Source organism: Halorubrum sp. Atlit-26R (assembly GCF_003666015.1).
Lineage (GTDB): Archaea > Halobacteriota > Halobacteria > Halobacteriales > Haloferacaceae > Halorubrum.
On the sequence record NZ_QPLT01000006.1, the window covers coordinates 99,538 to 120,445 of the forward strand.

Genomic DNA, 20,908 nt, shown 5'->3' on the forward strand with positions numbered 1-20,908 from the left:
CGGAACGAGTAAGAGCCGCCACCGGCAACAGGGGACAGATGCGACAGCCGGAGCCGGAGCCGCAGTCGTTCGACCGGGTGCTCTCCTCGATGTGTACCGAGCCGCACCCGGACGCCCGCGCGGCCGCCGAGCGGTTCCTCGCGACGAACCCCGGCGACCCCGCCACCTACGACGCCGTGGCGGACTTGGAGGCCCGGGCGGTCGAGGGGCTCGCGACGCTCGCGGCCCACCCGACCCCCGCCGACGCCGCCGGGTACGTCACCTCCGGCGGCACCGAGGCGAACGTCCAGGCGGTGCGGTCGGCGCGGAACCGCCACGGCGAAGGCAGCAAGAAGGGCGGCGACGAGCTCAACGTCGTCGCGCCCGAGAGCGCGCACTTCTCGTTCCACAAGGCCGCGGAGCTGCTCGGGGTCGAGCTTCGGACGGTCCCCCTCGACGACGACCACCGGGCCGACCCCGAGGCCGTCGCGGCCGCGGTCGACGGCGCGACCGCGCTCGTCGTCGGTGTCGCCGGCAGCACGGAGTACGGCCGGGTCGACCCGATCCCGGAGATAGCGGCGATCGCCGAGGAGGCCGGCGCGCGCTTCCACGTCGACGCCGCGTGGGGCGGGTTCGTCCTCCCCTTCACCGACCACGCGTGGTCGTTCGCCGACGCGCCGGTCGACACGCTGACGATCGACCCCCACAAGTTCGGACAGGCGCCGGTCCCGGCCGGGGGGCTGTTGGCCCGCGAGGACGCCGCGCTCGACGCGCTCGCGGTCGAGACTCCCTACCTGGAATCCCGGTCGCAGGCGACGCTGACCGGAACCCGGAGCGGCGCCGGGGTCGCCGGCGCCGTCGCGGCGATGGACGCGCTGTGGCCCGACGGCTACCGCGAGGCGGCCGAGCGCGCGGCCGAGAACGCCGACTGGCTCGCCGACGAACTCGCCGACCGCGGGTACGACGTCGTCGAGCCCGAGCTCCCGCTCGTCGCGGCCGACGTGCCCGAATCCGAGTTCCGCGCGCTCCGCGACGCCGGCTGGAAGGTGTCGCGGACCGGAACCGGAGAGCTCCGCGTGGTGTGTATGCCGCACGTGACGCGTGCGGCGCTGCGGGCGTTCATCGACGACCTCGACCGGATTCGGCGGTAGGTCCTTTTTAAATACTCGACCGCGGTGGCGAGTGACCTTTATAAAAGAACCTGCTGGGCGGTGGCGCGTGCCTGCGAGCGGCCGGAGCGAAGCGGAGGCCGCGAGGAGCACGCGCGAGGGAGTCGCGGCCGCTTTTAAGCGGCCGCGACGAGGCTGGGGAGGCGTGAGGTGCTGTCGCGGTGCGGGGCGGGACTCGAAGGGGCAGCCGCGAGGGCGGCGCAGACGACGGAAGCACCGCAGCGAGTGAGCGGAGCGAACGAGCGAGGAGCGCACCGAGTGTGCGCCGCCCTCGCGGCTGGGGCTTCGGTGGCAGTCGCGTTGATCGTCAATTTATAAGTAGCCACGTACGGCCGAGCGGCTGGGGCTTCGGTGGCAGTCGCGTTGATCGTCAATTTATAAGTAGCCACGTACGGCCGAGCGGCTGGGGCTTCGGTGCCGGTCGTCGTTCAACAGTGATCCCGCGTTCGGATCAACATATTCACTACGGGTCACCACGAACCGGCCTGTATGAGTTCGGACGACGTCTCTCGGCGCGCGTTCATGCGGACGGCCGGCGGTGCGGCGGCCGCCGCCGGCGCGGCGACGGCGACGGCGGGGACGGCGGCTGCACAGGAAGTGGAACCCGACTGGCCGAGCGCCGCCAACGGCAACGTCGGGTCGTACACCGACGCCCGCGGTCAGGACTCCGTGACCATCTCGGTCGGCGCCGGCGACCAGGGGCTCGCGTTCGACCCGACCCTCGTGTGGGTCGACGAGGGGACGACGATCACCTGGGAGTGGACCGGTGCCGGCGGCGCGCACAACGTCCAGACCGTCGACGGCGGCGGCCCGGCCAGCCTCGACAGCGGCGACCCCGTCGGCGAGGAGGGCGCCACCTACGAGTACGAGACGTCGGGCGAGGACGCCGGTATCACCCACTACCACTGCGTGCCCCACACCGCGGTCGGCATGCACGGCGGCCTCGCCGTCGGCGGGGACATCGCCACCGTCGAGGTCGGCGGCGGCGGCTCGGACGCGGTGTTCGTCCCGGACGCCGCCCGCGCGCTCGGCATCGCGACGTTCATGGCGATGGTGAGCACGCTGGGGTTAGCGTTCGTCTTCATGAAGTACGGCGGCACGATCACCGGGCGAGAGCAGGCGTAGCGGACGGCGGTTGCGCTCTTCTCGGGTTCGCCCTCGCCCGCAGCGGTCCCGTCACTCCCCGTCGACGAGCTCCTCGTACAGCGCGACGTAGCGGTCGATAACCGCCACGCGGTCGAAGGAGGCGAACTCGCGGTCGACCGCGCGACGTTCGAGGTCACCGACCGCGACGAACTCGTCGGCTAACTCCGCCGGGCTCGTCACGAGGCGCCCGCGCTCGCGGCCCTCGACGAGCTCGTGCGCGCTCGAATCGGCCTGGTACTCGACGAGGGCGACGCAGCCGCACGCGACCGCCCACAGCAGGTCCGTCGCGAACGTCTCCCACGTCGCCGTCGCGACCGCGACGTGCGTCCCTTTGAATATCGGAATCCGCTCTTCGACCGACAGGTCGCCGAGGAACGCGACCCGGTCGTCGATCCGGAGGTCGCTCGCGGTCGCCTCGATCCGGCCGCGCTCGGGGCCGTCGCCGATCACCGCGGCGGTCCAGTCGCGGCCGCGGAGCTCGGCGAGCCCGAGCAGGAACGTCTCGACGTTGGCGTGGCGGTCGAGCCGCCGCGAGTACACCGCGTCGAACCGGTCGTCGACGCCCGCGGCCTCGACGGCGTCGAAGTCGATGCTCTCGGGGAGCACCCGCACGTCGTCGCCGTCGGCGCCGTGTTCGCGGACGCGCGTCTTGGTGGTCCGCGAGGGCGTCGTCACCGCGTCGGCGCGCCGGGCGAGCGGCCGGTACCAGCGCCGGGCGTCGTCGGGGTGGTCGCGCCACCAGTCGACGACGACGGGCGCCCGCGAGAGCGACCCCGCGACGGTCGCGGCGAGCGCGGGCGTCGGCGGGCTGTTGACCGCGTGGACGACGTCCGGTCCGACGCCTCGGAGCGCGGCCGGGAGCTTCGCGGCGAACGCGACCGGGGCGGGCTCGACGGTGACCGACCGGTACTCGATCCCGTCGTCGTCGAAGGTCGCGTGGTCGCCGCCCCACCACTGCGCGCAGAGCCAGGTCACGTCGTGGCCGCGGTCGGCGAGCGCGCGGGCGGTCCGCAGGGTTCGCGTTCGCGCCGGAGTCTCCCCGTGTCCGGGGGCGAAAAGCGAGACGAACGCGACGCGCATACGCCGACCGGACGGGGGGCGCCGGTAAAAAGACACGGCATCCAGAGGAGGAGCGGGACGGAGCGGCGAGCGGGAGCGGCGGCGCGCCGCGAGGGTCCGGCGGCGGGGTTCCGTCACCCGAAACGGTTTCACGGCACGCCCGGAACCGGTTGGCATGCGACAGTACGACATCGAACGCTACCTCAACGTGCGGAACGCGGGCGGCGCCGACCTCGGCCCCGACGGCCGGCTCTCGTTCCTGCTCGACACGACCGGAACGGGTCAGGTGTGGTCGGTCCGCGAGCCGGAGTCGTGGCCCGAACAGCACACCTTCTTCGAGGAGTCCGTCTCCTTCGTCGACTCCTCGCCCGAGCGCTCGGAGGCCGTCTTCGGCATGGACGAGGGCGGCAACGAGCGCGCGCAGCTGTACCGGCTCGACTACGAGTCCGGCGCGATCACGGACCTCACCGACATGCCCGAGGCGAAACACCGGTGGGGCGGCTGGGACTCGACCGGCGACCGGTTCGCGTTCGCGTCGAACCGCCGCGACGAGGCCGTCTTCGACGTGTACGTTCAGGGCCGCGACGAGACCGGCGACGACGCCGAACTGGTCCACGAGGGCGACGGCTGGCTCTCGGTCGCCGGCTGGTCGCCGAGCGACGACCGGCTGATCGTCCACGAGGCGCACTCGTCGTTCGACCACGACGTGTACACCCTCGATCTCGCGACCGGCGACCTCACCCACCACACGCCCCACGAGGGCGACGTGCGCTACTCCGGGCCGGGGTGGGGCCCCGACGGCGAGGGGGTCTACCTCGTCACCGACCGCGACACGGACACCCTCCGGTTAGAGCGGCTCGACTTGGAGACCGACGAGTTCGACGTCGTCGCCGACGGCGGCGAGTGGAACGTCGACGGCGTCGCGATAGACGAGGACTCCCGGCGACTGGTCTACTCCCGGAACGTCGACGGCTACACCGAGCTCACCGCCGGCGAACTCGTCGCGCCCGACCGGATCGACGAGCTCCCGACGCCGGACCTCCCGCGGGGCGTCGCGGGCGGCGTGAGCTTCGGCCCCGAGGGCGAGCGGTTCGCCGTCACGTCGACGGGGAGCACGCACAACGCGGACGTCTACGTCGTCGACGCGACCACGGGCGAGGCGGAGCGGTGGACGCGCGCCTCGACCGCGGGCGTCCCGCCGGACACGTTCGTCGAGCGCGAGCTGGTCCACTACCCGACCTTCGACGGACGCGAAATTCCGGCGTTCTTCTCCGTGCCCGAGACGGAGCCGCCGGAGTCGGGCTACCCGGTCGTCGTCGACATCCACGGCGGCCCCGAGTCGCAGCGGCGGCCCTCCTTCGCCTCCGTGACGCAGTACCTCCTGAACAACGGGTACGCGGTTTTCGAGCCGAACGTCCGCGGCTCCTCCGGCTACGGCAAGGCGTACTCCGGGCTCGACGACGTGGAGAACCGGATGGACTCGGTCAAGGACGTCCGCGAGGGCGTCGGCTGGCTCCACGACCACCCCGAGGTCGACCCGGACCGCGTCGTCGCGATGGGCGGCTCCTACGGCGGGTTCATGGTGCTCGCGTCGCTGACCGAGTACCCCGAGCTGTGGGCTGCCGGCGTCGACATCGTCGGCATCGCGAACTTCGTCACGTTCTTGGAGAACACCGGCGACTGGCGGCGGTCGCTGCGCGAGGCCGAGTACGGCTCGCTCGACGAGGACCGCGAGTTCCTCGAGTCCGTCTCGCCGATCAACAACATCGAGCGGATCGAGACGCCGCTGTTCGTCCTCCACGGCGAGAACGACCCGCGGGTGCCCGTCGGCGAGGCCGAACAGATCGTCGAGGAGGCCCGCGAGCAGGGCGTCCCCGTCCGGAAGCTGATCTTCGACGACGAGGGGCACGGCTTCGCGAAGCTCGACAACCGGATCGAGGCGTACCGCGAGATCGTCGACTTCCTCGCGGAACACGTCTGAGGCGAAGAGTTCGGTCGAGTTTTTGAATCGGTCCGAGCTGTCGCGGCCGTTTATTTATAAATGGTTGACTGCGGATCGGTGGCAAATATCTTCAAAGACCCAGCCGCTCGCTTATAAGTGGCTGACTGAGATCGACGACAAACGCCGCCAAAGCCCCAGCCGGGAGGGCTCGGGGGCCTTGCTGCGCTCCTCGCTCACTTCGTTCGCTGCGGTGCTTGCTGCGGCCGCCTTCGCCCTCCCGGCTGCCCCTTTGAGTCCCGCCCCGCACCGCACAGCAACCGCGCCTCACGCCTCCCCAGCCTCGTCGGGCGCGTCTTCGGGCTCCCTTCGGTCGCCCTCGGAGCGCCCGACTCCCTCGCGCGTGCTGACTCGCGGCCGCCGAGGGCGGCCGCTCGCAGGCACACGCCACCGCATCATCTATTTATTAAGGAGCGTCGCTCCCCTACCAGTCCGGGCCGAAGTCGGGGTTGAGCTGGCGGTCGGTGCGGCCGAGCGCGTCGATCGCCGCGACGTCCTCGTCGTCGAGGTCGAGGTCGACGCTCGCGAGGTTGTCGCGGATGTGGTCGATCCCCGTCGCCTTGGGAATCGCCGTGACGCCCTTCTCGCGGAGCCACGCGAGGCTCACCTGCGCGGCGCTGACGCCGTGCTTCTCGGCGATATCGACGATGTCCGGGTCGTCGAGGATCTCGCCGCGGGCGAGCGGCGAGTAGGCGACGAGCTCGACGCCGTTGGCGTCGGCGTACTCGCGCAGCTCCTCCTGGCGGAGCAGCGGGTGCATCTCGACCTGGTTCACGAACGGCGCCTCGCCGAGCGCGTCGGTCGCCGCGTCGAGGTGGTGCGGCTCGAAGTTGGAAACGCCGATCCGGTCGATCAGGCCGTCGTCGCGCAGCTCGGCGAACGCCAGCAGCGTCTCCTCCGGCTCGTACTCGCCGGCCGGCCAGTGGACGTACATGAGGTCGACCGAGTCGACGCCGAGCTTGTCGAGGCTCTCGCGGGTCGAGGAGACGACGTCCTCGGGCGCGAGGTTGTCGATCCACACCTTCGACGCGAGGAAGATGTCCTCGCGGTCGACGTCGCTTTTCGCGATCCCCTCGCCGACGGCCGCCTCGTTGCCGTAGATCTGTGCGGTGTCGACGTGGCGGTAGCCGGCGTCGAGCGCGTTCGCCAGCGACTCGGTACACTGCGCGGGGTCGTCGTTCTCCCACGTCCCGAGCCCGAGCACGGGTATTCCGTTCCGGGTCGGTACCGCGGGCTGCTGCTGTTGGTCTGTCATCACTCCCGCCTACTCGCGTGAGCCGAAAATCGCTTGCGGTAGGGGCGGGCCGCTCAGTCGAACTCGTCGACGAGCACGAAGAGGTAGCCGACGACCGCGAGGTCGAGCGCGAGCGCGGCCGCGGGGGCGACGAGGCCGCCGCCGCCCCGGAGCGCGAAGAGGAGTTCGCCCGTCGACACCATGGCGCCGACGCCGAAGAACAGGAAGGTGAGCCCGAGCGCCCGGGGGCTGCGTCGGCGGAGGCCGAGCGCGGCCCAGCATTTCACGGCCCCGATCGCGGCGACCGGGACCCCGATCAGGAACAGCGGACTCGCGACCAGCGCCAGTCCGCCGACGAGGTCCGCGAGCCCGCTGATCAGCGCGAGCGCGACGACCAGCGTGACGCCGAGCCGACGGTCGGATTCGTCGTCGTTCCGATCGTCGTCGGACGAGGAGGACCGCCGGTCGCGGCGTCGCTCGGCTTCGTGGAGGGACATGCGCGGCGCCACGGCCGGGACTGAAAAGTGCCTTCCGTTCGCGGCCGCGGGCGCCGCCCGCTCAGTCGTCGGCCAGCAGCGCCCGCGAGGAGTTCGTCACCACGAGCAGGCTCGACGCGCCCATCGCGACGGCGGCGAAGAGGGGGTTCAGCAGTCCGGTCGCCGCGAGCGGGATGGCGACCGCGTTGTAGCAGAACGCCCAGCCGATGTTCCCCTTCACGCGCCGGCCGGCCGCCCGCGCGAGCTCGAAGACGGTCGCCACGGAGCCGAGGTCGTCGTCGACGATCGCCACGTCGGCGGCGTCGGCCGCCATCGCGGTGCCGCCGCCGAGCGCGATCCCGAGGTCCGCCGCCGCGAGCGCCGGCGCGTCGTTGGTGCCGTCGCCCACCATCACGGTGACGCCGCGCTCCTTCAGCCGCCCGACGGCCTCGGCCTTCCCCTCCGGCGGCACGCCGGCGAACACGGACGAGACGGCATCGTGCTCGGCGAACACCGTCGCGGCGCGCTCGTCGTCGCCGGTGAGCACGATCACCTCGACGCCAGACTCGTCGAGAGCCGTCACCGTCTCCTCCCACCCGTCGCGCAGCTCGTCGCCCACCACCGCGAACCCCTCGGCCGCGCCGTCGCGGCCGACCGCCACCGGGACGCGGCCCACGTCGCGCGCGTCGGCGACCGCCTCGCGGATCTCGTCGGGGACGGTCCACCCGCGCTCGTCGAACAGGTCGGGGTGACCGACGACGACCTCGACGCCGTCGACGACGCCGGAGACGCCCCGGGCGTGGCTCTCGAACGACTCGACGGCGGGAGCGTTTCCTCCCTCGCCGGTCCCGGAGTCGACGGCTTCCGCGCCGCCGTCGGCGACCGCCGGCGTCGCGCCGTCGTCCGCCGCCTCGCCGGGACCGGCGTCGGCCGCGCCCGCCGCGGACCGCGCCGCGGCGATCGCCTGCCCGACGGGGTGCGCGGACCGCGATTCGAGGGCGGCCGCGAGCCGGAGCAGGTCGTCGTCGACTCGGCGGTCGATCAGCCGCATCTCGCCGGTCGTCAGCGTCCCGGTCTTGTCGAAGACGACCGTGTCGGCGTCGCGGATCCGCTCGAAGACGGTATCGTCGAACACGACGATGCTGCGTTCGAGGGCGTCGCGGATCCCGGCGGCGACCGCGAGCGGCGTCGCCAAGCCGAGCGCGCACGGACACGAGACGATCAGCACCGTCAGCCCGACGAGCATCGCGTCGGTTGGGGCGCCGCCGAGCGCGAGCGACGCGCCGGCGGCGACGGCGGCGATGACGAGGACGGCCGGGACGAAGACGGTCGCGAGCCGGTCGGCGAGCTTCTGGACGCCGTGGTTCCCGCTCTGGAGGTCGTAGACGAGCTCCGCGACGCGGTCGAGGCTGGAGGTCGCGTCCGGCCCCACCGCGACCGTGAGTGAGCCGTCGGCGACGACGGAGCCGCCGACGACCGGGTCGCCGGCGACCTTTTGGACCGGGAGCGACTCGCCGGTAACGACCGACTCGTCGACCGCGGCGTCGCCGTCGACCGCCTCGCCGTCGACGGGGACCCGCTCGCCGGCGCGCACGAGGAGCCGGTCGCCCGGGTCGAGCGCGTCGACCGCGACCGACTCGGTGTCGCCGTCGGCGGTCAGCCGCCGCGCGTCGTCGACCTGAACCGCGGTGACCTCGGAGAGCAGCTCCGTCGCCCGGTCTTTCACCGAGTCCTCGTAGTGGTTCCCCACCGTGACGATGACGATGATCGCGACGGTCACGTCGTAGTAGATCGAGGGCGACTCGACGAAGATCACGGCGAGCGTGCTGTAGAGGTACGCGCTCACCGCCGCGATGGCGACGAGGAGGTCCATGTTCGGCGAGCGCGTCTTCGCGCTGACGTAGGCGCCCCGGAGGATCGGCTTCCCGGTGAAGAAGAGGACGATGGTCGTGAGGACGGCGATGACGATGAAGAAGTACGTGCCCGAGGTCGACGCCATCGCCTCGTTGAGGTAGTCGAGGGTCCGCTGGTCGTAGAACGGGAACGCGAAGTACGTCGGGTAGATGAGGACGATGTACTGCAGCATGACGGCCATCCCGACGAGGACGCCCGCCGCGAGCCGCGCGGTCGCCATGTTGCTCGCCTGCCGCCGCGCGAAGGCGTCGTCTCGGGCGTACGCGCTGTACCCGAGGCCGCTCACCGTCTCCGTGAGGTCGTCGACGGTGACCGCGTCGGGGTCGCGGTCGATCCGCACCGTGTCGGTGACGTAGCTCGCGCTCGCGCCGCTGACGCCGTCGGCGTCGGTCGCCACCGTCTCGATGAACGCCTCGCAGGTCGCGCAGTGCATCCCGTCGACCTCCAGGTACGTCGCCTCGTGGCCGTCGGGGACGTCGCGGTCGCCGTCGGCGGACCCCTCGCCGTCCTCCGCGGCGCCGTCCCGCTCCCGCCGCCGCTCGCGGACCGCGTCGGCGTCCACGTCGACGTCGCCGAGGGCGCCGTACACGTCCCGGCAGCCGGTACAGCAGAACCGGTTGCCGTCGTCATCGGTGACGTCGACGCCCTCGGTCGGGAGCTCGCAGAGGGTACACGCGGCGGGGCCGCCGTTCCCGCCTTCGATCGGAGACGGGGCCGTCTCGCTCATCTTACATACCCCCCATCATCCCGGCGTCGAGCGGGTTCCAGAACGGGAGCCGCGGGTGCGGCACGTGAATCCCGACGGACATCAGCCCGTGGGCGAACAGCACGTAGCCGAGCGCCACGAACGCGACGCCGAGCAGCCGGTGGATCCGGCGGCGGTGAACCGGGCCGACGCTCTCGATCAGGGTGCCGTACGCGAAAACGGCCGGGATCGTCCCGAGCCCGAGCGCGCCGAGCGCGACCCCGCCCGCGACCGCCGAGCCGCTGGCGAACGCGTACAGGTACGCCGGGTAGAGGATCGGACAGGGGAGCAGCCCGTGGACCGCGCCGAGCGCGACGATCCCGGGACCGTTGGCGAGGCGGTCGACGCGCCCGGTGAGCCACCCCGTGACGCGTTCGAGCCCGGGGAGGTGGACCCCGCCGGTCGCGCCGCCGAGGAGGTATCGAATGCCGACGAGGATCACGGCCGCGCCGACGAGGAGCCCGACCCCACCGCGGACGGTCTCGGCGGCGCCCGTCAGGGTCGCGGTGGTGACGAGGACCGCGCCGCCGAGCGCGCCGAGGAGGGTCCCGATCGTCGCGTAGCTCGCCGCGCGCCCGAGGTTGAACAGGGCGTGCTGGCGGACCTCGTAGGTCGTCAGGTGTCCCTCGCGGCCGGAGGTCCCGCTCGCAGTGCGCGCGGCGCCCGCCGCGCCGCCGTCGGTCCGCCCGGCGTCGGCGTCCATCCGGCTCGCGTACACCGTGACGAGCGGGCCGCACATCCCGATACAGTGGGCGCCGCCGAGCAGCCCGATCGCGAGGAACAGCAGGACGTCCGTCCCGAGGAGCGGCGAGAGGGCCATGAAGATCAGTCACCACCTGTTCGGCGCGCGGGCGGAAACGGGTTTCGGCGGACGGAGTCGCCGGAGCGGGCCGCGGTTGGTCGGACGGAGTCGAGACGGGCCACGCCGATCACTCCTCCACGACGACGGTTCCGAACATCCCGCCCTCGCGGTGGGGGATACAGACGTACTCGTAGGCGCCGGGAACGGTGAAGGTGTGCTCGAAGCGGTCGCCGTTCTCCATCCTGCCGCCGAAGTCGGACTGCCACGCGGACAGCGCGGTCTCGTAGTCGTCGAAGCCGCCGGAGGCGAAGAACTCCGCGTCGTCCGGGATCCCGCCCGCGGTCGCGGTGACCGTGTGCGACCGCGCGCTCGTGTTCTCCCAGACGACGGTGTCGCCGACCGAGACCGTTATCTGCCGGGGCTGGTACGCGGTCGCGAGCATGCCGACGTCGTAGTCCGGCTCGCCGCCGACGCCCGCGCAGCCGGCGAGGGCGACCCCGGCCGCCGCGCTCCCGACGGCGCCCGTCCGCCGGAGGAACCGTCTGCGATACATACCCCATCTGGGGGCCTGAACGGTTTCAATACCGCGGTCGCCCCCGCCGCGTGAGAACGGATTTCGGGCTCCGGACGCGGGGCGAGCCGACCCCGACGCGCCGGGGCGACCGCGGCCGGCCTCACCCGCCGACGAGGTCATCGAAGACGCGGCGCTGCGCCGCCGCGAGGTGTTCCGAGAAGGTCGCGCGGGCGATGCCGATCGCGTCGGCCACCTCGGTCGCGCTCGCTCCGCGCGGATGCTCGAAGTAGCCGAGCCGGTGGGCGGTCCGGACCACCTCCCGCTGGCGCTCCGTGAGCCGCCCCCGGTCGACGACGACCGGGTCCGAGCGGGTGTCGGCCCCGCCGGAGCTGGTGAGCCGTTCGAGTCGGACCGAGCCGCCGGTCGCCTCCAGCGCGTCGATCACGTCGCCCAGCGGGTCGGCCGCGGGCAGGGAGAGCCCGAGCCGAACGCGGTCGGGCGCCGTCCGGACCGTGACCGACGAGACGGGGTAGCCGAGCGACTCGACGGCGTCGGACGGGAACTGGTCCGGCACCCGACTCCGGCAGCGGTAGACGAACTCGTCGCCCCCGTCGAAGACGAGTTCGGCGTCGACGGCGCGGTCGGCGCGGAACTGCGAGACGGCGGCGCCGTCGACGCGGACGCGGTCGACGTCCTCCGCGACTGCGCCCGGTGGCAGCGCCTCCGCCACAGGTGCGGGCGTCGGGTCGCGGACCACGACCTCGACGCGGACGCCGGCGTCGCCGGAGCCGCCCCGACCGGTGGACCGCCCGGCGCCCCGCGTCGCGTCCGAGCCGCTCCGGGCCGCGTCCGAGGTGCCACCGCCGTCGGAGCCCGAGGGGCCGGCCGACTCCGGGCGTTCGGCGCGACTGGAGTCGGACGACCGCGACCGCTGTCCCATATGCCGATCTCGTGGTCGAAGCCGGAAAAAGAGGAACCCGAACGAGTACGCCTCGCGGCGGACCGGCGGCCCGCTTCATAAAGTCCCGTCGAGAGTTGGCAACGACTCACACGGCGCGAGTCCCTACCGTACCCATGAGCGACGAGTCGCTCCGCGGGGAGTCGGTCGGAGTGGTCGGCGGCGGCGTCGGCGGGCTCTCCGCGGCGGCCTACCTCGCGGCCGCCGGCGCGGAGGTGACGGTGTACGAGCGGGCCGAGCACGTCGGGGGCGTCGCCGGGCGGCTGGAGCTCGACGGGTTCCGGTTCGACACCGGCCCGTCGTGGTACCTGCTGCCGGGCCTGTTCGAACGGTTCTTCGACGACTTCGGCCGGTCGCCGGAGAACTTCTACGAGTTGGAGCGGCTCGACCCGCACTACCGCGTGTTCTGGGACGACGGCGACCGCGCCGACGTCCCCGCCGACACCGCGGCCGCCGCCGACCTGTTCGAGTCGTACGAGGACGGGGCGGGAGCGGCGTTCCGCGAGTACCTCGACGACGCGGAGCGGGCGTACGACGCCGGCATGGAGCGGTTCGTGCTCCCCGGGCGGTCGCGCTTCCGCGACTACCTCTCGCTGGACGTCCTCGCCGGGGGGCGGGAGCTGGACCTCTTGTCCAGCCTCGACGAGCGGGTCCGGTCGTACGTCGACCACCCGAAGCTCAGGCAGCTGTTAGAGTACACGCTCGTCTTCCTCGGCGGGTCGCCGCACAACACGCCGGCGCTGTACCAGCTGATGAGCCACGTCGACTACGGGCTCGGCGTCTACTACCCGATGGGCGGGATGTACGAGGTGATCGAGGCCGTCGAGACGGTCGCCCGCGACGCCGGCGCCGACGTTCACACGGGCGTCGAGGTGACGGGGCTGGAGCCGATCGACGGCGGCGTCGAGGCCGAGCTCGGCGGCGACCGCTACGTCCACGACCGGGTGGTCTGTAACGCGCCGCCCGCGCACGTCGAGCGCGAGCTGCTCCCCGAGGGGACGGTGCCGCGGCTCGGCGACTACTGGGACCGGCGGACGTACGGCCCCTCGGCGCACCTGCTGTACCTCGGCGTCGAGGGCGAGCTGCCGGAGTTAGAGCACCACACGCTCGCGCTCCCGACGGACTGGGACCCGCACTTCGCGGCCGTCTTCGACGACCCCGCGTGGCCGACCGGGGAGACGGAGCCGGTCGTGTACGTGAACGTCCCGTCGCGGACGGACCCGTCGGTCGCCCCCGACGGCCACGAGGCGGTCGTGACGCTCGTGCCGCTCGCTCCGGGGCTCGACGACACGCCGGAGCGGCGGGCGGCGCTCAGGGAGCGCGTCCTCGACGCGGTGGCCTCGCGGGCCGGCGTCGACCTCCGCGACCGGATCGTCGCCGAGGAGTCGGTCTGCGTCTCCGAGTTCGCGGGGCAGTTCGACCAGCCCGGCGGGAGCGCGCTCGGGCTCGCCCACACGATGCGACAGACCGGGCCGCTCCGTCCCGGACCGCGCGTCCGCGGGACCGACCGGCTCTACTACGTCGGCGGGAGCGCGAACCCCGGGATCGGCGTGCCGATGTGCCTGCTCGGAGGCGAGCATTGCGCGGCCGCGGTCGAGGCGGACGCGGCCGGTGGGGGGCCCTTCGACCGGCTGCCGCTGGTGGGTCAGTGAGTGGCGCCGGGAAGGGCGGAGCAGAACGGAGCGGAGAGGAGGAGAGAATGGCGGGGACGAACAAAACGCCCGTCCACAGTTAGTGAGAAGAGAAGAAATATTTCGAAAAACAGGTCGCGAGATCGAAAACGGTTAGAAAACCTTACCAGTAAGGTTAGTACATTTAATAAATACGCCACGTGATTAGCACTGTCGCATGATCGAAACAGCAGCGGCTGACTTACTCGCAAGCGGAACAGTCCCGCTCGAAATGACCCAGACCGAGATATTCCAGTTCATTCAGAGCAACACGCTGTTGAGCGCGTCGCTCTGGGTGAACATCGCCCTCGCGGGCCTGTCGATCCTCCTGTTCGTCTACATGGGACGGAACGTGGAGGACCCCCGGGCACAGCTGATCTTCGTCGCGACCCTGATGGTACCGCTGGTGTCCATCTCCAGTTACACGGGGCTCGTCTCCGGACTCACCGTCAGCTTCCTCGAGATGCCGGCGGGACACGCGCTCGCCGGCGCGGGCGCCGGCCCCGAAGGCGGCGTGTTCACCCCGTGGGGCCGATACCTCACGTGGGCGTTCTCGACGCCGATGATCCTCGTCGCGCTCGGCCTGCTCGCCGGGTCGAACCTGAGCAAGCTGTTCACCGCCGTGGTGGCCGACGTCGGGATGTGTATCACCGGGCTCGCGGCCGCGCTGACCACGTCCTCCCTCCTGCTGCGGTGGGTCTGGTACGCGATCAGCTGCGCGTTCTTCGTCGTCGTCCTCTACATCCTGCTCGCCGAGTGGGCGCGGGACGCGGAGGTCGCCGGCACCGCGGACATCTTCAACACGCTGAAGGTGCTCACCGTGGTCCTCTGGCTCGGCTACCCGATCTTCTGGGCGCTCGGCGCGGAGGGGATCGCGGTGCTCGACGTCGCGATCACCTCGTGGGCGTACAGCGGGATGGACATCATCGCGAAGTACCTCTTCGCGTTCCTCCTGCTGCGCTGGGTCGTCAACAACGAGCGGACCGTCGCCGACATGGCGTCCGGCCTCGGCGCGGCCTCGCGCGGCGGCGCGGCGCCCGCCGACGACTGACCGCGCGATTCGGGCCCTCCGCTCTACTCCGCCCGGAGACGAGCCCGCGACGGGGAGACCGAGAGAAAAGCGCTAAACCCGCGGCGGCGGTGGAGACGGTATGAAACAGGCCATCGTCGCCCGGACGGACATCGGCATGGGCGAGGGGAAGCTCGCCGCGCAGGTCGCGCACGCGTCGCTGTCCGCGTACCAGGACGCGGGCAAGCGGGCGCGGAAGAAGTGGCAGGGCGAGGGGCAGAAGAAGGTCGTGCTGAAGGGGAGCTCCGAGAGCCAGCTGTTCGAACTGGCCGACAAGGCCGACAAGGAGGGGCTTCCGTACGCCATCGTCCGCGACGCCGGTCACACCCAACTCGAACCGGGCACCGTCACGGCGCTCGCGGTCGGCCCCGCCCGCGACGACAGCGTCGACCGCGTGACCGGCGACCTCTCGCTGTACTAGATGCCCGCCGATCACGCCCTCCGCGAGTCCCACCCGACCGAGCGCGCGGTCGGCATCGAGTACTACGCCAGCCGCGCCGACGGCATCGGCGGGCGGCTCCGCGAGTCGCCCGAGGACTTCCGGGTCCGCGAGTTAGAGGCGTTCGACGCGGAGCCGCTCGACGCCGACCCCGGAAGTTACCCCGAGCTCGTCCTCCGGGCGACGCTCCGCGACTGGGACACGAACGACTTCGCGCGCCGGCTCTCCGACGCGCTCGGAATCAGCCGCGAGCGCGTCTCGTGGGCGGGGACGAAGGACAAGCGCGCGGTTACCACGCAACTGTTCACGGTCCGCGGGGTCGACGCCGACGACCTCCCCGAGATCCGCGGCGCCGAGATCGAGGCGCTCGGCCGGGCGGGGCGGAGCCTCTCGTTCGGCGACCTCGCCGGCAACGCCTTCGAGATCCGGGTCGCGGACGCGGTCGACGACGCCCCCGACCGCGTCGCCGCCGCGGTGCGGGATCTCCGGGCGTTCGCGGGCGACGTAGGTGGGAGCGACGCGAGCGGGGGCGAAGGCGGCGCTACCGACGGCGACGGGCTCCCGATCGAGGCGACCGTCGGCGTCCCGAACTACTTCGGCCAGCAGCGGTTCGGCAGCTGGCGGCCGGTGACGCACCTCGTGGGGCTCGCGATCGCACGGGAGGACCCGCGCGAGGCGGTCCGGCTGTACGCCGGCAACCCGGCCGAGACGGAGCCCGACGACACCCGGGCCGCGCGCGACCGGGTCGACGCGGCGTTCGGCGTCGGCGGGGGCTCCGAAGCCGACGACGACCCCGCCGCCGACGGCACGGGCGACGGCGACTGGGCCGCCTGCCTCGACGCGATCCCCGGCAAGCTCCGGTTCGAGCGCTCGATGGTCCACCGGCTCGCCGACCGCGACGTCGACCCCGACGCGCCGCCGGACGACGAGGACTGGTGGCACGCCTTAGCGGCGGTGCCCTCGAACCTCCAGCGGCTGTTCGTCAACGCCGCGCAGTCGTTCCTGTTCAACCGGATCGTCAGCGAGCGGCTGCGCCGCGGGCTCCCGTTCGACCGCCCCGTCGCCGGCGACGTGGTGTGTTTCGCCGACGGCGACGCGCCCGAAGAGCTGTACGCGCCCGACACCGACCGGCTCCAGCGGGTCGACGCCGACCGGGTCGACGTGGTCTCGCGGCACTGCGAGCGCGGGCGGGCGTTCGTCACCGCGCCGCTCGTCGGCACCGAGACGGAGCTCGGCGACGGCGAGCCGGGCGAGATCGAGCGCGAGGTCCTCGCCGACGCCGGGATCGAGCCGGGCGACTTCGCGCTCCCCGGCGAGTTCGACTCCAAGGGGACGCGGCGTGCGATCCTCCTGCGCACGGACCTCGACGCGACGTTCGCGGACGGCGACCCGCGGTTCGCGTTCGCGCTCCCGAGCGGCTCGTACGCGACCGTGCTGCTCCGCGAGTTCACGAAGCGCGGCCCGCTCGACCTGTGAGCGGTCTCAGGCCGATATTGATCCGCGTTCGTGTATCATCGAGGGTGTACGACGGCGGAAAACACCACGTCGCTGTGTTCCGTTCCGAGCCGTTTTTGTGCGACAGCCGTCAATCGGTGCTATGACTCGGATCGTCGTCATCGACCTCCACGGCCAGTTCACCCACCTCGAACGGCGGGCGCTCCGCGACCTCGGCGTCGACACCGAGATAATCTCGGCGGAGACGCCGGCCGACGAGGTCGACGCGGACGGGGTCGTCCTCTCGGGCGGCCCGGACATGGACCGCGTCGGCAACGCGCCCGACTACCTCGACCGCGATATTCCCGTCCTCGGCATCTGCCTCGGGATGCAGCTGATCGCGAGCGAGCTCGACGGCGCGGTCGGCGCGGGCGACTACGGCGGCTACGCCGACGTCGACGTCCAGATAACCGACGACGAGGACCCCCTCGTCGGCTCGCTCGCGCCGGAGACGCGCGTCTGGGCCTCCCACGCCGACGAGGTGACGGGGCTCCCCGAGGGGTTCGCCCGCACCGCGACCTCCGACGTCTGCGACATCGAGGCGATGGCCGACCCGGACGCGGGGCTGTACGGCGTCCAGTGGCACCCCGAGGTCGCGCACACGGAGCGCGGCGAGGAGGTCTTCGAGAACTTCGTCGCGATCTGCGAGTCGGCGTAGACGCGCCGAAGGAAACCGAGCGTTACTCTCCGATGTGCGCCGTCAACACCGGGAGCTCGCTGTGTCGCACCACCCGCTCGGCGACCGACCCCGCCGTGACGAAGCGCCCGATCCCGGTGCGGCCGTGGGTCCCCATAACTATCAGGTCGGCGCCGTAGTCGGTCGCGGCGTCGAGGATCTCCTCGTGCGGGCGGCCACGACGGAGGTGGCTCTCGGCTTCGACGCCCCGCTCCGCGGCCGCCTCCGCGACCGCGTCGAGCGCGCGCTCGCCGCGCTCCTCCTCCCGTTCGACGACCATATCCCACTCGTCGGCGCCGGCGATACCCTCGTCGACGACGAACAGGGCGTGGATCCGGGCGCCCGTCAGCGCGGCGAGCCCGCAGGCCTGTTCGATCGCGGCGGCGCTCCCGGCGCTCCCGTCGGTCGGACACAGGATCGCGTCGTACATGTCGGTCCGATCAACGGTGCGTGAGATGTTAACAGTATCCGAGGTCGCGGACGCGACCCGCGGTCGCGCCGCTCGGCGGTTCAGGCGGCGAAGGTTCGGAAGAGACGGCGAGCGCCTACGCCGCGAACAGCTCGTCGACGGCCTCGCCCGCGGTCTCGACCGCCTCCTGCGCGACCGCTTCCGGGTCGGGGTCGGCGTCCTCGGGGGCGTTGAGGTAGACGTCGACGTCGAGGACGCCCTCTTCGAACGTGACGGTGACGTCGAGGTCCGTGACCGTGGACTGGTCGTAGTGTTTGAACACGATCCCCTCGGCCGCCTCGGCGGCGGTGCGAACGACCTCGTCGTCGCTCGGCTCCGCGGCGTCGTCCGCGGCTTCCGCACCGTCGTCGGCCGCGAAATCGTCGGTTCCGTCGTCGGTCACGGCCTTACGCGCCGCCGGCGCCCGGGCCGCCCGGTCCCATCGGGCCGCCGCCGCCCGCGCCGCCCTGGAGCATCTGCTGGAGCTCGCTCTGGAGGTCGTCGAACTGCTCCTCGACGCGCTCCTCCTGCTTCTCGAGCTGCTCGACGCGGACCTCGAGCGAGTCGACCTTGTCCTCGAGGTCGTCGTAGGCGGACTCGTAGTCCGTCTCGACGAGGACCTCGCCGATCTCGCGGTACATCCCCGCGTCCTCGTCGACGTCTTCGAGGGCGTCGAGGGCGGTCTTCGACTCGTTGAGCGCGGACTGCGCCTGCTCCTTCTGCTCGGCGACCTGCTGTGCGGTCTCCTGAAGCTCCTGCAGTTCCTCGATCTTCTCCTGTGCCTCGGGCGGCATGTTCCCTTGCATGGGCGGACCGAGGCGGCCCGGACGGAAAAACCCACTACATCTATCCCGCCCCGACAAGTCGGCAATACGAGGGGACTCGGGAGCGCTCGCGTCGGTTTAGCCGTCGAACGCGCCGACGCGCTCGGCGACCGCGACCAGCCGCGACCAGCTGTTGACGCCGGCGCGCAGCGCCACGAGGTCGTCGGCGAGCACGCGGACGCGGACCGCGTCGCCCTCGCGGTCGACGGTCGCGCTCGACCGGGCGTCGTCGATCTCGCCGATCTCGGGGCCGAGCGCGGCGGCCACGAGCCGGGCGCGTCGCTCGGTGGGGTAACTGAAAGAGAGGACCGTCTCGTGTGCGCGCGTCGCCGTCACGGTCCGAAGTGGAGGGGTCGCTTACTCGACGTCGACTTCCTTGATGTCGCCGCCGCGCTCCTTCAGGAGGACGCGGTGGCCGCAGTACGGGCAGCGCACGCCGCCGTACTCGTCGAGGGTGACGTCGCGCTTACAGCGGGAGCACTTGTAGCTCATCGTCCTATTCCTCGTCGGCGAGCGCGGCGCGGATGGAGCGGCGGACGGTGCGACCGCCGGGCGTCTCGGGGCGGTACGCGCCGCCCGTGAACGTCTCGCCGGTCTCCTCGTTGACCCAAATGCCGGTACCCACGCGCTTGACGTCGTCGCCGTCGACGGTCGCGTTGCGCATCTCCGCTTCGATGTCCTGGACCCGCTTGCGGGAGACCCGGCCGTAGCGAGCGCCGAATCGGCCCGCGCTGCCGGTGCTTCGAGCCTTGTCCTCAGCCATAGTAGCCACTTCTACCGCCAGCGTAGGTAAAAAGGCTGCGAGTTGCGGCGGTCGGAAAGGCACGCGCGACGATAGCAGACAACTGGACGCAGCGGTGGCGCGTGCCTGCGAGCGGCCGCCCTCGGCGGCCGCGAGGAGCACGCGCGAGGGACGCCGCGAGCGACCGGAGGGAGCGAGCGGCGAGGTTGGGGAGGTGTGAGGCTGCTGTGCGGGGCGGTGGGGGTGGGACTCAAAGGGGCAGTCGCGAGGACGCCGTAGGCGACGTAAGCACCGCAGGGAGCGAGTGGAACGAGCGACCGAGGAGCGCAGCGAGCGTACGGCGTCCTCGCGACTGGGGCTTTGGAGGTGTTCGTATCGAGAGCGTCTGTGTATCGCTGAGCGACTGAAGCTTTGGAGGTGTTCGCTGCTGGGGCGCCAACACGGAATATAAACGCAACCGCGTCCCCACCGTAACACCTATCACAACCAAGTAATACTACCAAGTTGTATGGAGGGATTCGACGGCTTCGCGGACGTGAGCGAGACCGACGTAACGAGAGCCATCGGCACCGAGTGGACGGACGGGTTCCTCGACTTCACGGATTCAGAGGTGATCGTCCTCGGCGGCGGCCCCTCCGGGCTGATGGCCGCGAAGGAACTGGCCGAGCGCGGCGTGAAGGTGATGATCGTCGAGAAGAACAACTACCTCGGCGGCGGGTTCTGGCTCGGCGGGTTCCTGATGAACACGGTGACGGTCCGGGATCCGGCCCAGGAGATCCTCGACGACCTCGACGTGGAGTACGAGCCGGTCGCGGACGTCGACGGCCTCTACACCGCGGCGGGGCCGGAGGCCTGCTCCGGGCTGATCAAGGCGGCCTGCGACGCCGGCGCGCGCGTCCAGAACATGACCGAGTTCACCGACCTCGTCGTCCGCGACGACCACGAGGTCGGCGGCATCGTGATGAACTGGACGCCGGTCCACGCGCTCCCGCGCGAGATCACCTGCGTCGATCCGATCGCGGTCGAGTCCGACCTCGTCATCGACGCGACCGGCCACGACGCCGTCGCGATCAGCAAGCTCGACGAGCGCGGCGTCCTCACCGCGCCCGGCATCGAACACGCGAAGGAGCACAACACCGGGATGGACCAGACGGGCGACGGCGAGTACGGCGCGCCCGGCCACGACTCGCCCGGCCACGACTCGATGTGGGTCGGCGAGAGCGAGGACGCCGTCGTCGAGCACACCGGCGTCGTCCACGACGGCCTGATCGCCTCCGGGATGGCGGTCGCGACCGCGCACGGCCTCCCGCGCATGGGCCCGACGTTCGGCGCGATGCTGGTGTCGGGGAAGCGCGCCGCCCAGTCCGCGCTCGACGAGTTAGAGGTCGACGCGCCCGAGGTGTCGCTGTCGGTCGGGAGCGGGCCCGCCCCCGCGGACGACTAATAAATCACCGCTGACGTTCCGGCAGCGGACTCCTCCACATATTCAGCCGCTTATTTATAAGAGGCTACCGACGAATCGACGGCGAACACCTCCAAAGCCCCAGTCGC

At 71.6% G+C, this 20,908-nt stretch carries 22 protein-coding genes; 9 read left to right on the top strand and 13 right to left on the bottom strand.

Annotated elements, in window-relative coordinates; translation table 11 throughout:
* Positions 1-38: 38 nt before the first annotated feature.
* Together mfnA and DVK07_RS08500 are read left to right on the top strand one after the other, a co-directional pair.
* Positions 39-1,130, top strand: a complete 1,092-nt coding sequence (gene mfnA, locus DVK07_RS08495) for a tyrosine decarboxylase MfnA (RefSeq protein ID WP_121596645.1) — start codon at positions 39-41, stop codon at positions 1,128-1,130.
* Positions 1,131-1,637: 507 nt separating this feature from the next.
* Entirely contained in the window at positions 1,638-2,273 is a 636-nt protein-coding gene (locus DVK07_RS08500) for a halocyanin domain-containing protein (protein ID WP_121596646.1), read from the top strand.
* Positions 2,274-2,324: 51 nt separating this feature from the next.
* On the opposite strand, the gene DVK07_RS08505 is transcribed toward DVK07_RS08500, so the two are convergent.
* The gene (locus DVK07_RS08505) at positions 2,325-3,374 is read right to left on the bottom strand and encodes a glycosyltransferase family 4 protein (protein ID WP_121596647.1); all 1,050 of its coding nucleotides are present in this window, start codon (positions 3,372-3,374) and stop codon (positions 2,325-2,327) included.
* Between the two features lie 154 nt (positions 3,375-3,528).
* On the opposite strand from DVK07_RS08505, the gene DVK07_RS08510 reads away from it, so the two are divergent.
* Positions 3,529-5,334: a S9 family peptidase gene (locus DVK07_RS08510; protein ID WP_121596648.1), complete on the top strand. Its 1,806-nt coding sequence runs from the start codon at positions 3,529-3,531 to the stop codon at positions 5,332-5,334.
* A 442-nt stretch (positions 5,335-5,776) separates the two neighbouring features.
* On the opposite strand, the gene DVK07_RS08515 is transcribed toward DVK07_RS08510, so the two are convergent.
* The 6 genes from DVK07_RS08515 to DVK07_RS08540 form a co-directional block, all read right to left on the bottom strand.
* Positions 5,777-6,562, bottom strand: a complete 786-nt coding sequence (locus DVK07_RS08515) for an aldo/keto reductase (RefSeq protein WP_121596742.1) — start codon at positions 6,560-6,562, stop codon at positions 5,777-5,779.
* A 98-nt stretch (positions 6,563-6,660) separates the two neighbouring features.
* Entirely contained in the window at positions 6,661-7,083 is a 423-nt protein-coding gene (locus DVK07_RS08520) for a hypothetical protein (protein ID WP_121596649.1), read from the bottom strand.
* Between the two features lie 61 nt (positions 7,084-7,144).
* A complete protein-coding gene (locus DVK07_RS08525) occupies positions 7,145-9,703 on the bottom strand; it encodes a cation-translocating P-type ATPase (protein ID WP_121596650.1) in 2,559 nt (852 codons plus the stop codon).
* A 1-nt stretch (position 9,704) separates the two neighbouring features.
* The gene (locus DVK07_RS08530; protein ID WP_121596651.1) at positions 9,705-10,541 is read right to left on the bottom strand and encodes a sulfite exporter TauE/SafE family protein; all 837 of its coding nucleotides are present in this window, start codon (positions 10,539-10,541) and stop codon (positions 9,705-9,707) included.
* 109 nt (positions 10,542-10,650) lie between these two features.
* Complete coding sequence (locus tag DVK07_RS08535; RefSeq protein WP_121596652.1) at positions 10,651-11,076, bottom strand: plastocyanin/azurin family copper-binding protein; 426 nt, start codon at positions 11,074-11,076, stop codon at positions 10,651-10,653.
* 121 nt (positions 11,077-11,197) lie between these two features.
* Entirely contained in the window at positions 11,198-11,977 is a 780-nt protein-coding gene (locus tag DVK07_RS08540) for a helix-turn-helix domain-containing protein (RefSeq protein ID WP_121596653.1), read from the bottom strand.
* Positions 11,978-12,111: 134 nt separating this feature from the next.
* Between DVK07_RS08540 and DVK07_RS08545 the strand changes: the two genes are divergently transcribed.
* The 5 genes from DVK07_RS08545 to DVK07_RS08565 all read left to right on the top strand — a co-directional run bounded on the left by DVK07_RS08545 (position 12,112) and on the right by DVK07_RS08565 (position 17,325).
* A complete protein-coding gene (locus DVK07_RS08545) occupies positions 12,112-13,647 on the top strand; it encodes an NAD(P)/FAD-dependent oxidoreductase (RefSeq protein WP_121596654.1) in 1,536 nt (511 codons plus the stop codon).
* 250 nt (positions 13,648-13,897) lie between these two features.
* Positions 13,898-14,716: a bacteriorhodopsin gene (locus DVK07_RS08550; protein WP_121596655.1), complete on the top strand. Its 819-nt coding sequence runs from the start codon at positions 13,898-13,900 to the stop codon at positions 14,714-14,716.
* 100 nt (positions 14,717-14,816) lie between these two features.
* Positions 14,817-15,155: a peptidyl-tRNA hydrolase Pth2 gene (gene pth2 / locus DVK07_RS08555; RefSeq protein ID WP_121596656.1), complete on the top strand. Its 339-nt coding sequence runs from the start codon at positions 14,817-14,819 to the stop codon at positions 15,153-15,155.
* Positions 15,156-16,649: a tRNA pseudouridine(13) synthase TruD gene (gene truD, locus DVK07_RS08560; RefSeq protein ID WP_121596657.1), complete on the top strand. Its 1,494-nt coding sequence runs from the start codon at positions 15,156-15,158 to the stop codon at positions 16,647-16,649. It abuts the gene before it with no gap.
* A 121-nt stretch (positions 16,650-16,770) separates the two neighbouring features.
* Positions 16,771-17,325 (top strand): GMP synthase subunit A, encoded by a 555-nt coding sequence (locus tag DVK07_RS08565; RefSeq protein WP_121596658.1) that lies wholly within the window; start codon positions 16,771-16,773, stop codon positions 17,323-17,325.
* A gap of 22 nt (positions 17,326-17,347) precedes the next feature.
* On the opposite strand, the gene DVK07_RS08570 is transcribed toward DVK07_RS08565, so the two are convergent.
* From DVK07_RS08570 to DVK07_RS08595, 6 genes are all read right to left on the bottom strand, one after another.
* Complete coding sequence (locus tag DVK07_RS08570; protein WP_121596659.1) at positions 17,348-17,773, bottom strand: universal stress protein; 426 nt, start codon at positions 17,771-17,773, stop codon at positions 17,348-17,350.
* 115 nt (positions 17,774-17,888) lie between these two features.
* Entirely contained in the window at positions 17,889-18,194 is a 306-nt protein-coding gene (locus DVK07_RS08575; RefSeq protein ID WP_121596660.1) for a DUF3194 domain-containing protein, read from the bottom strand.
* 4 nt (positions 18,195-18,198) lie between these two features.
* Positions 18,199-18,585: a prefoldin subunit beta gene (locus DVK07_RS08580; protein WP_007344826.1), complete on the bottom strand. Its 387-nt coding sequence runs from the start codon at positions 18,583-18,585 to the stop codon at positions 18,199-18,201.
* Between the two features lie 108 nt (positions 18,586-18,693).
* Entirely contained in the window at positions 18,694-18,951 is a 258-nt protein-coding gene (locus DVK07_RS08585) for a KEOPS complex subunit Pcc1 (RefSeq protein WP_121596661.1), read from the bottom strand.
* Positions 18,952-18,972: 21 nt separating this feature from the next.
* On the bottom strand, positions 18,973-19,107 hold the full coding sequence (locus tag DVK07_RS08590) for a DNA-directed RNA polymerase subunit P (protein ID WP_007994536.1): 135 nt from the start codon (positions 19,105-19,107) through the stop codon (positions 18,973-18,975).
* 4 nt (positions 19,108-19,111) lie between these two features.
* The gene (locus DVK07_RS08595) at positions 19,112-19,378 is read right to left on the bottom strand and encodes a hypothetical protein (RefSeq protein ID WP_004596544.1); all 267 of its coding nucleotides are present in this window, start codon (positions 19,376-19,378) and stop codon (positions 19,112-19,114) included.
* Positions 19,379-19,865: 487 nt separating this feature from the next.
* Between DVK07_RS08595 and DVK07_RS08600 the strand changes: the two genes are divergently transcribed.
* The gene (locus DVK07_RS08600; RefSeq protein WP_121596662.1) at positions 19,866-20,801 is read left to right on the top strand and encodes a thiazole biosynthesis protein; all 936 of its coding nucleotides are present in this window, start codon (positions 19,866-19,868) and stop codon (positions 20,799-20,801) included.
* Positions 20,802-20,908 lie beyond the last annotated feature (107 nt).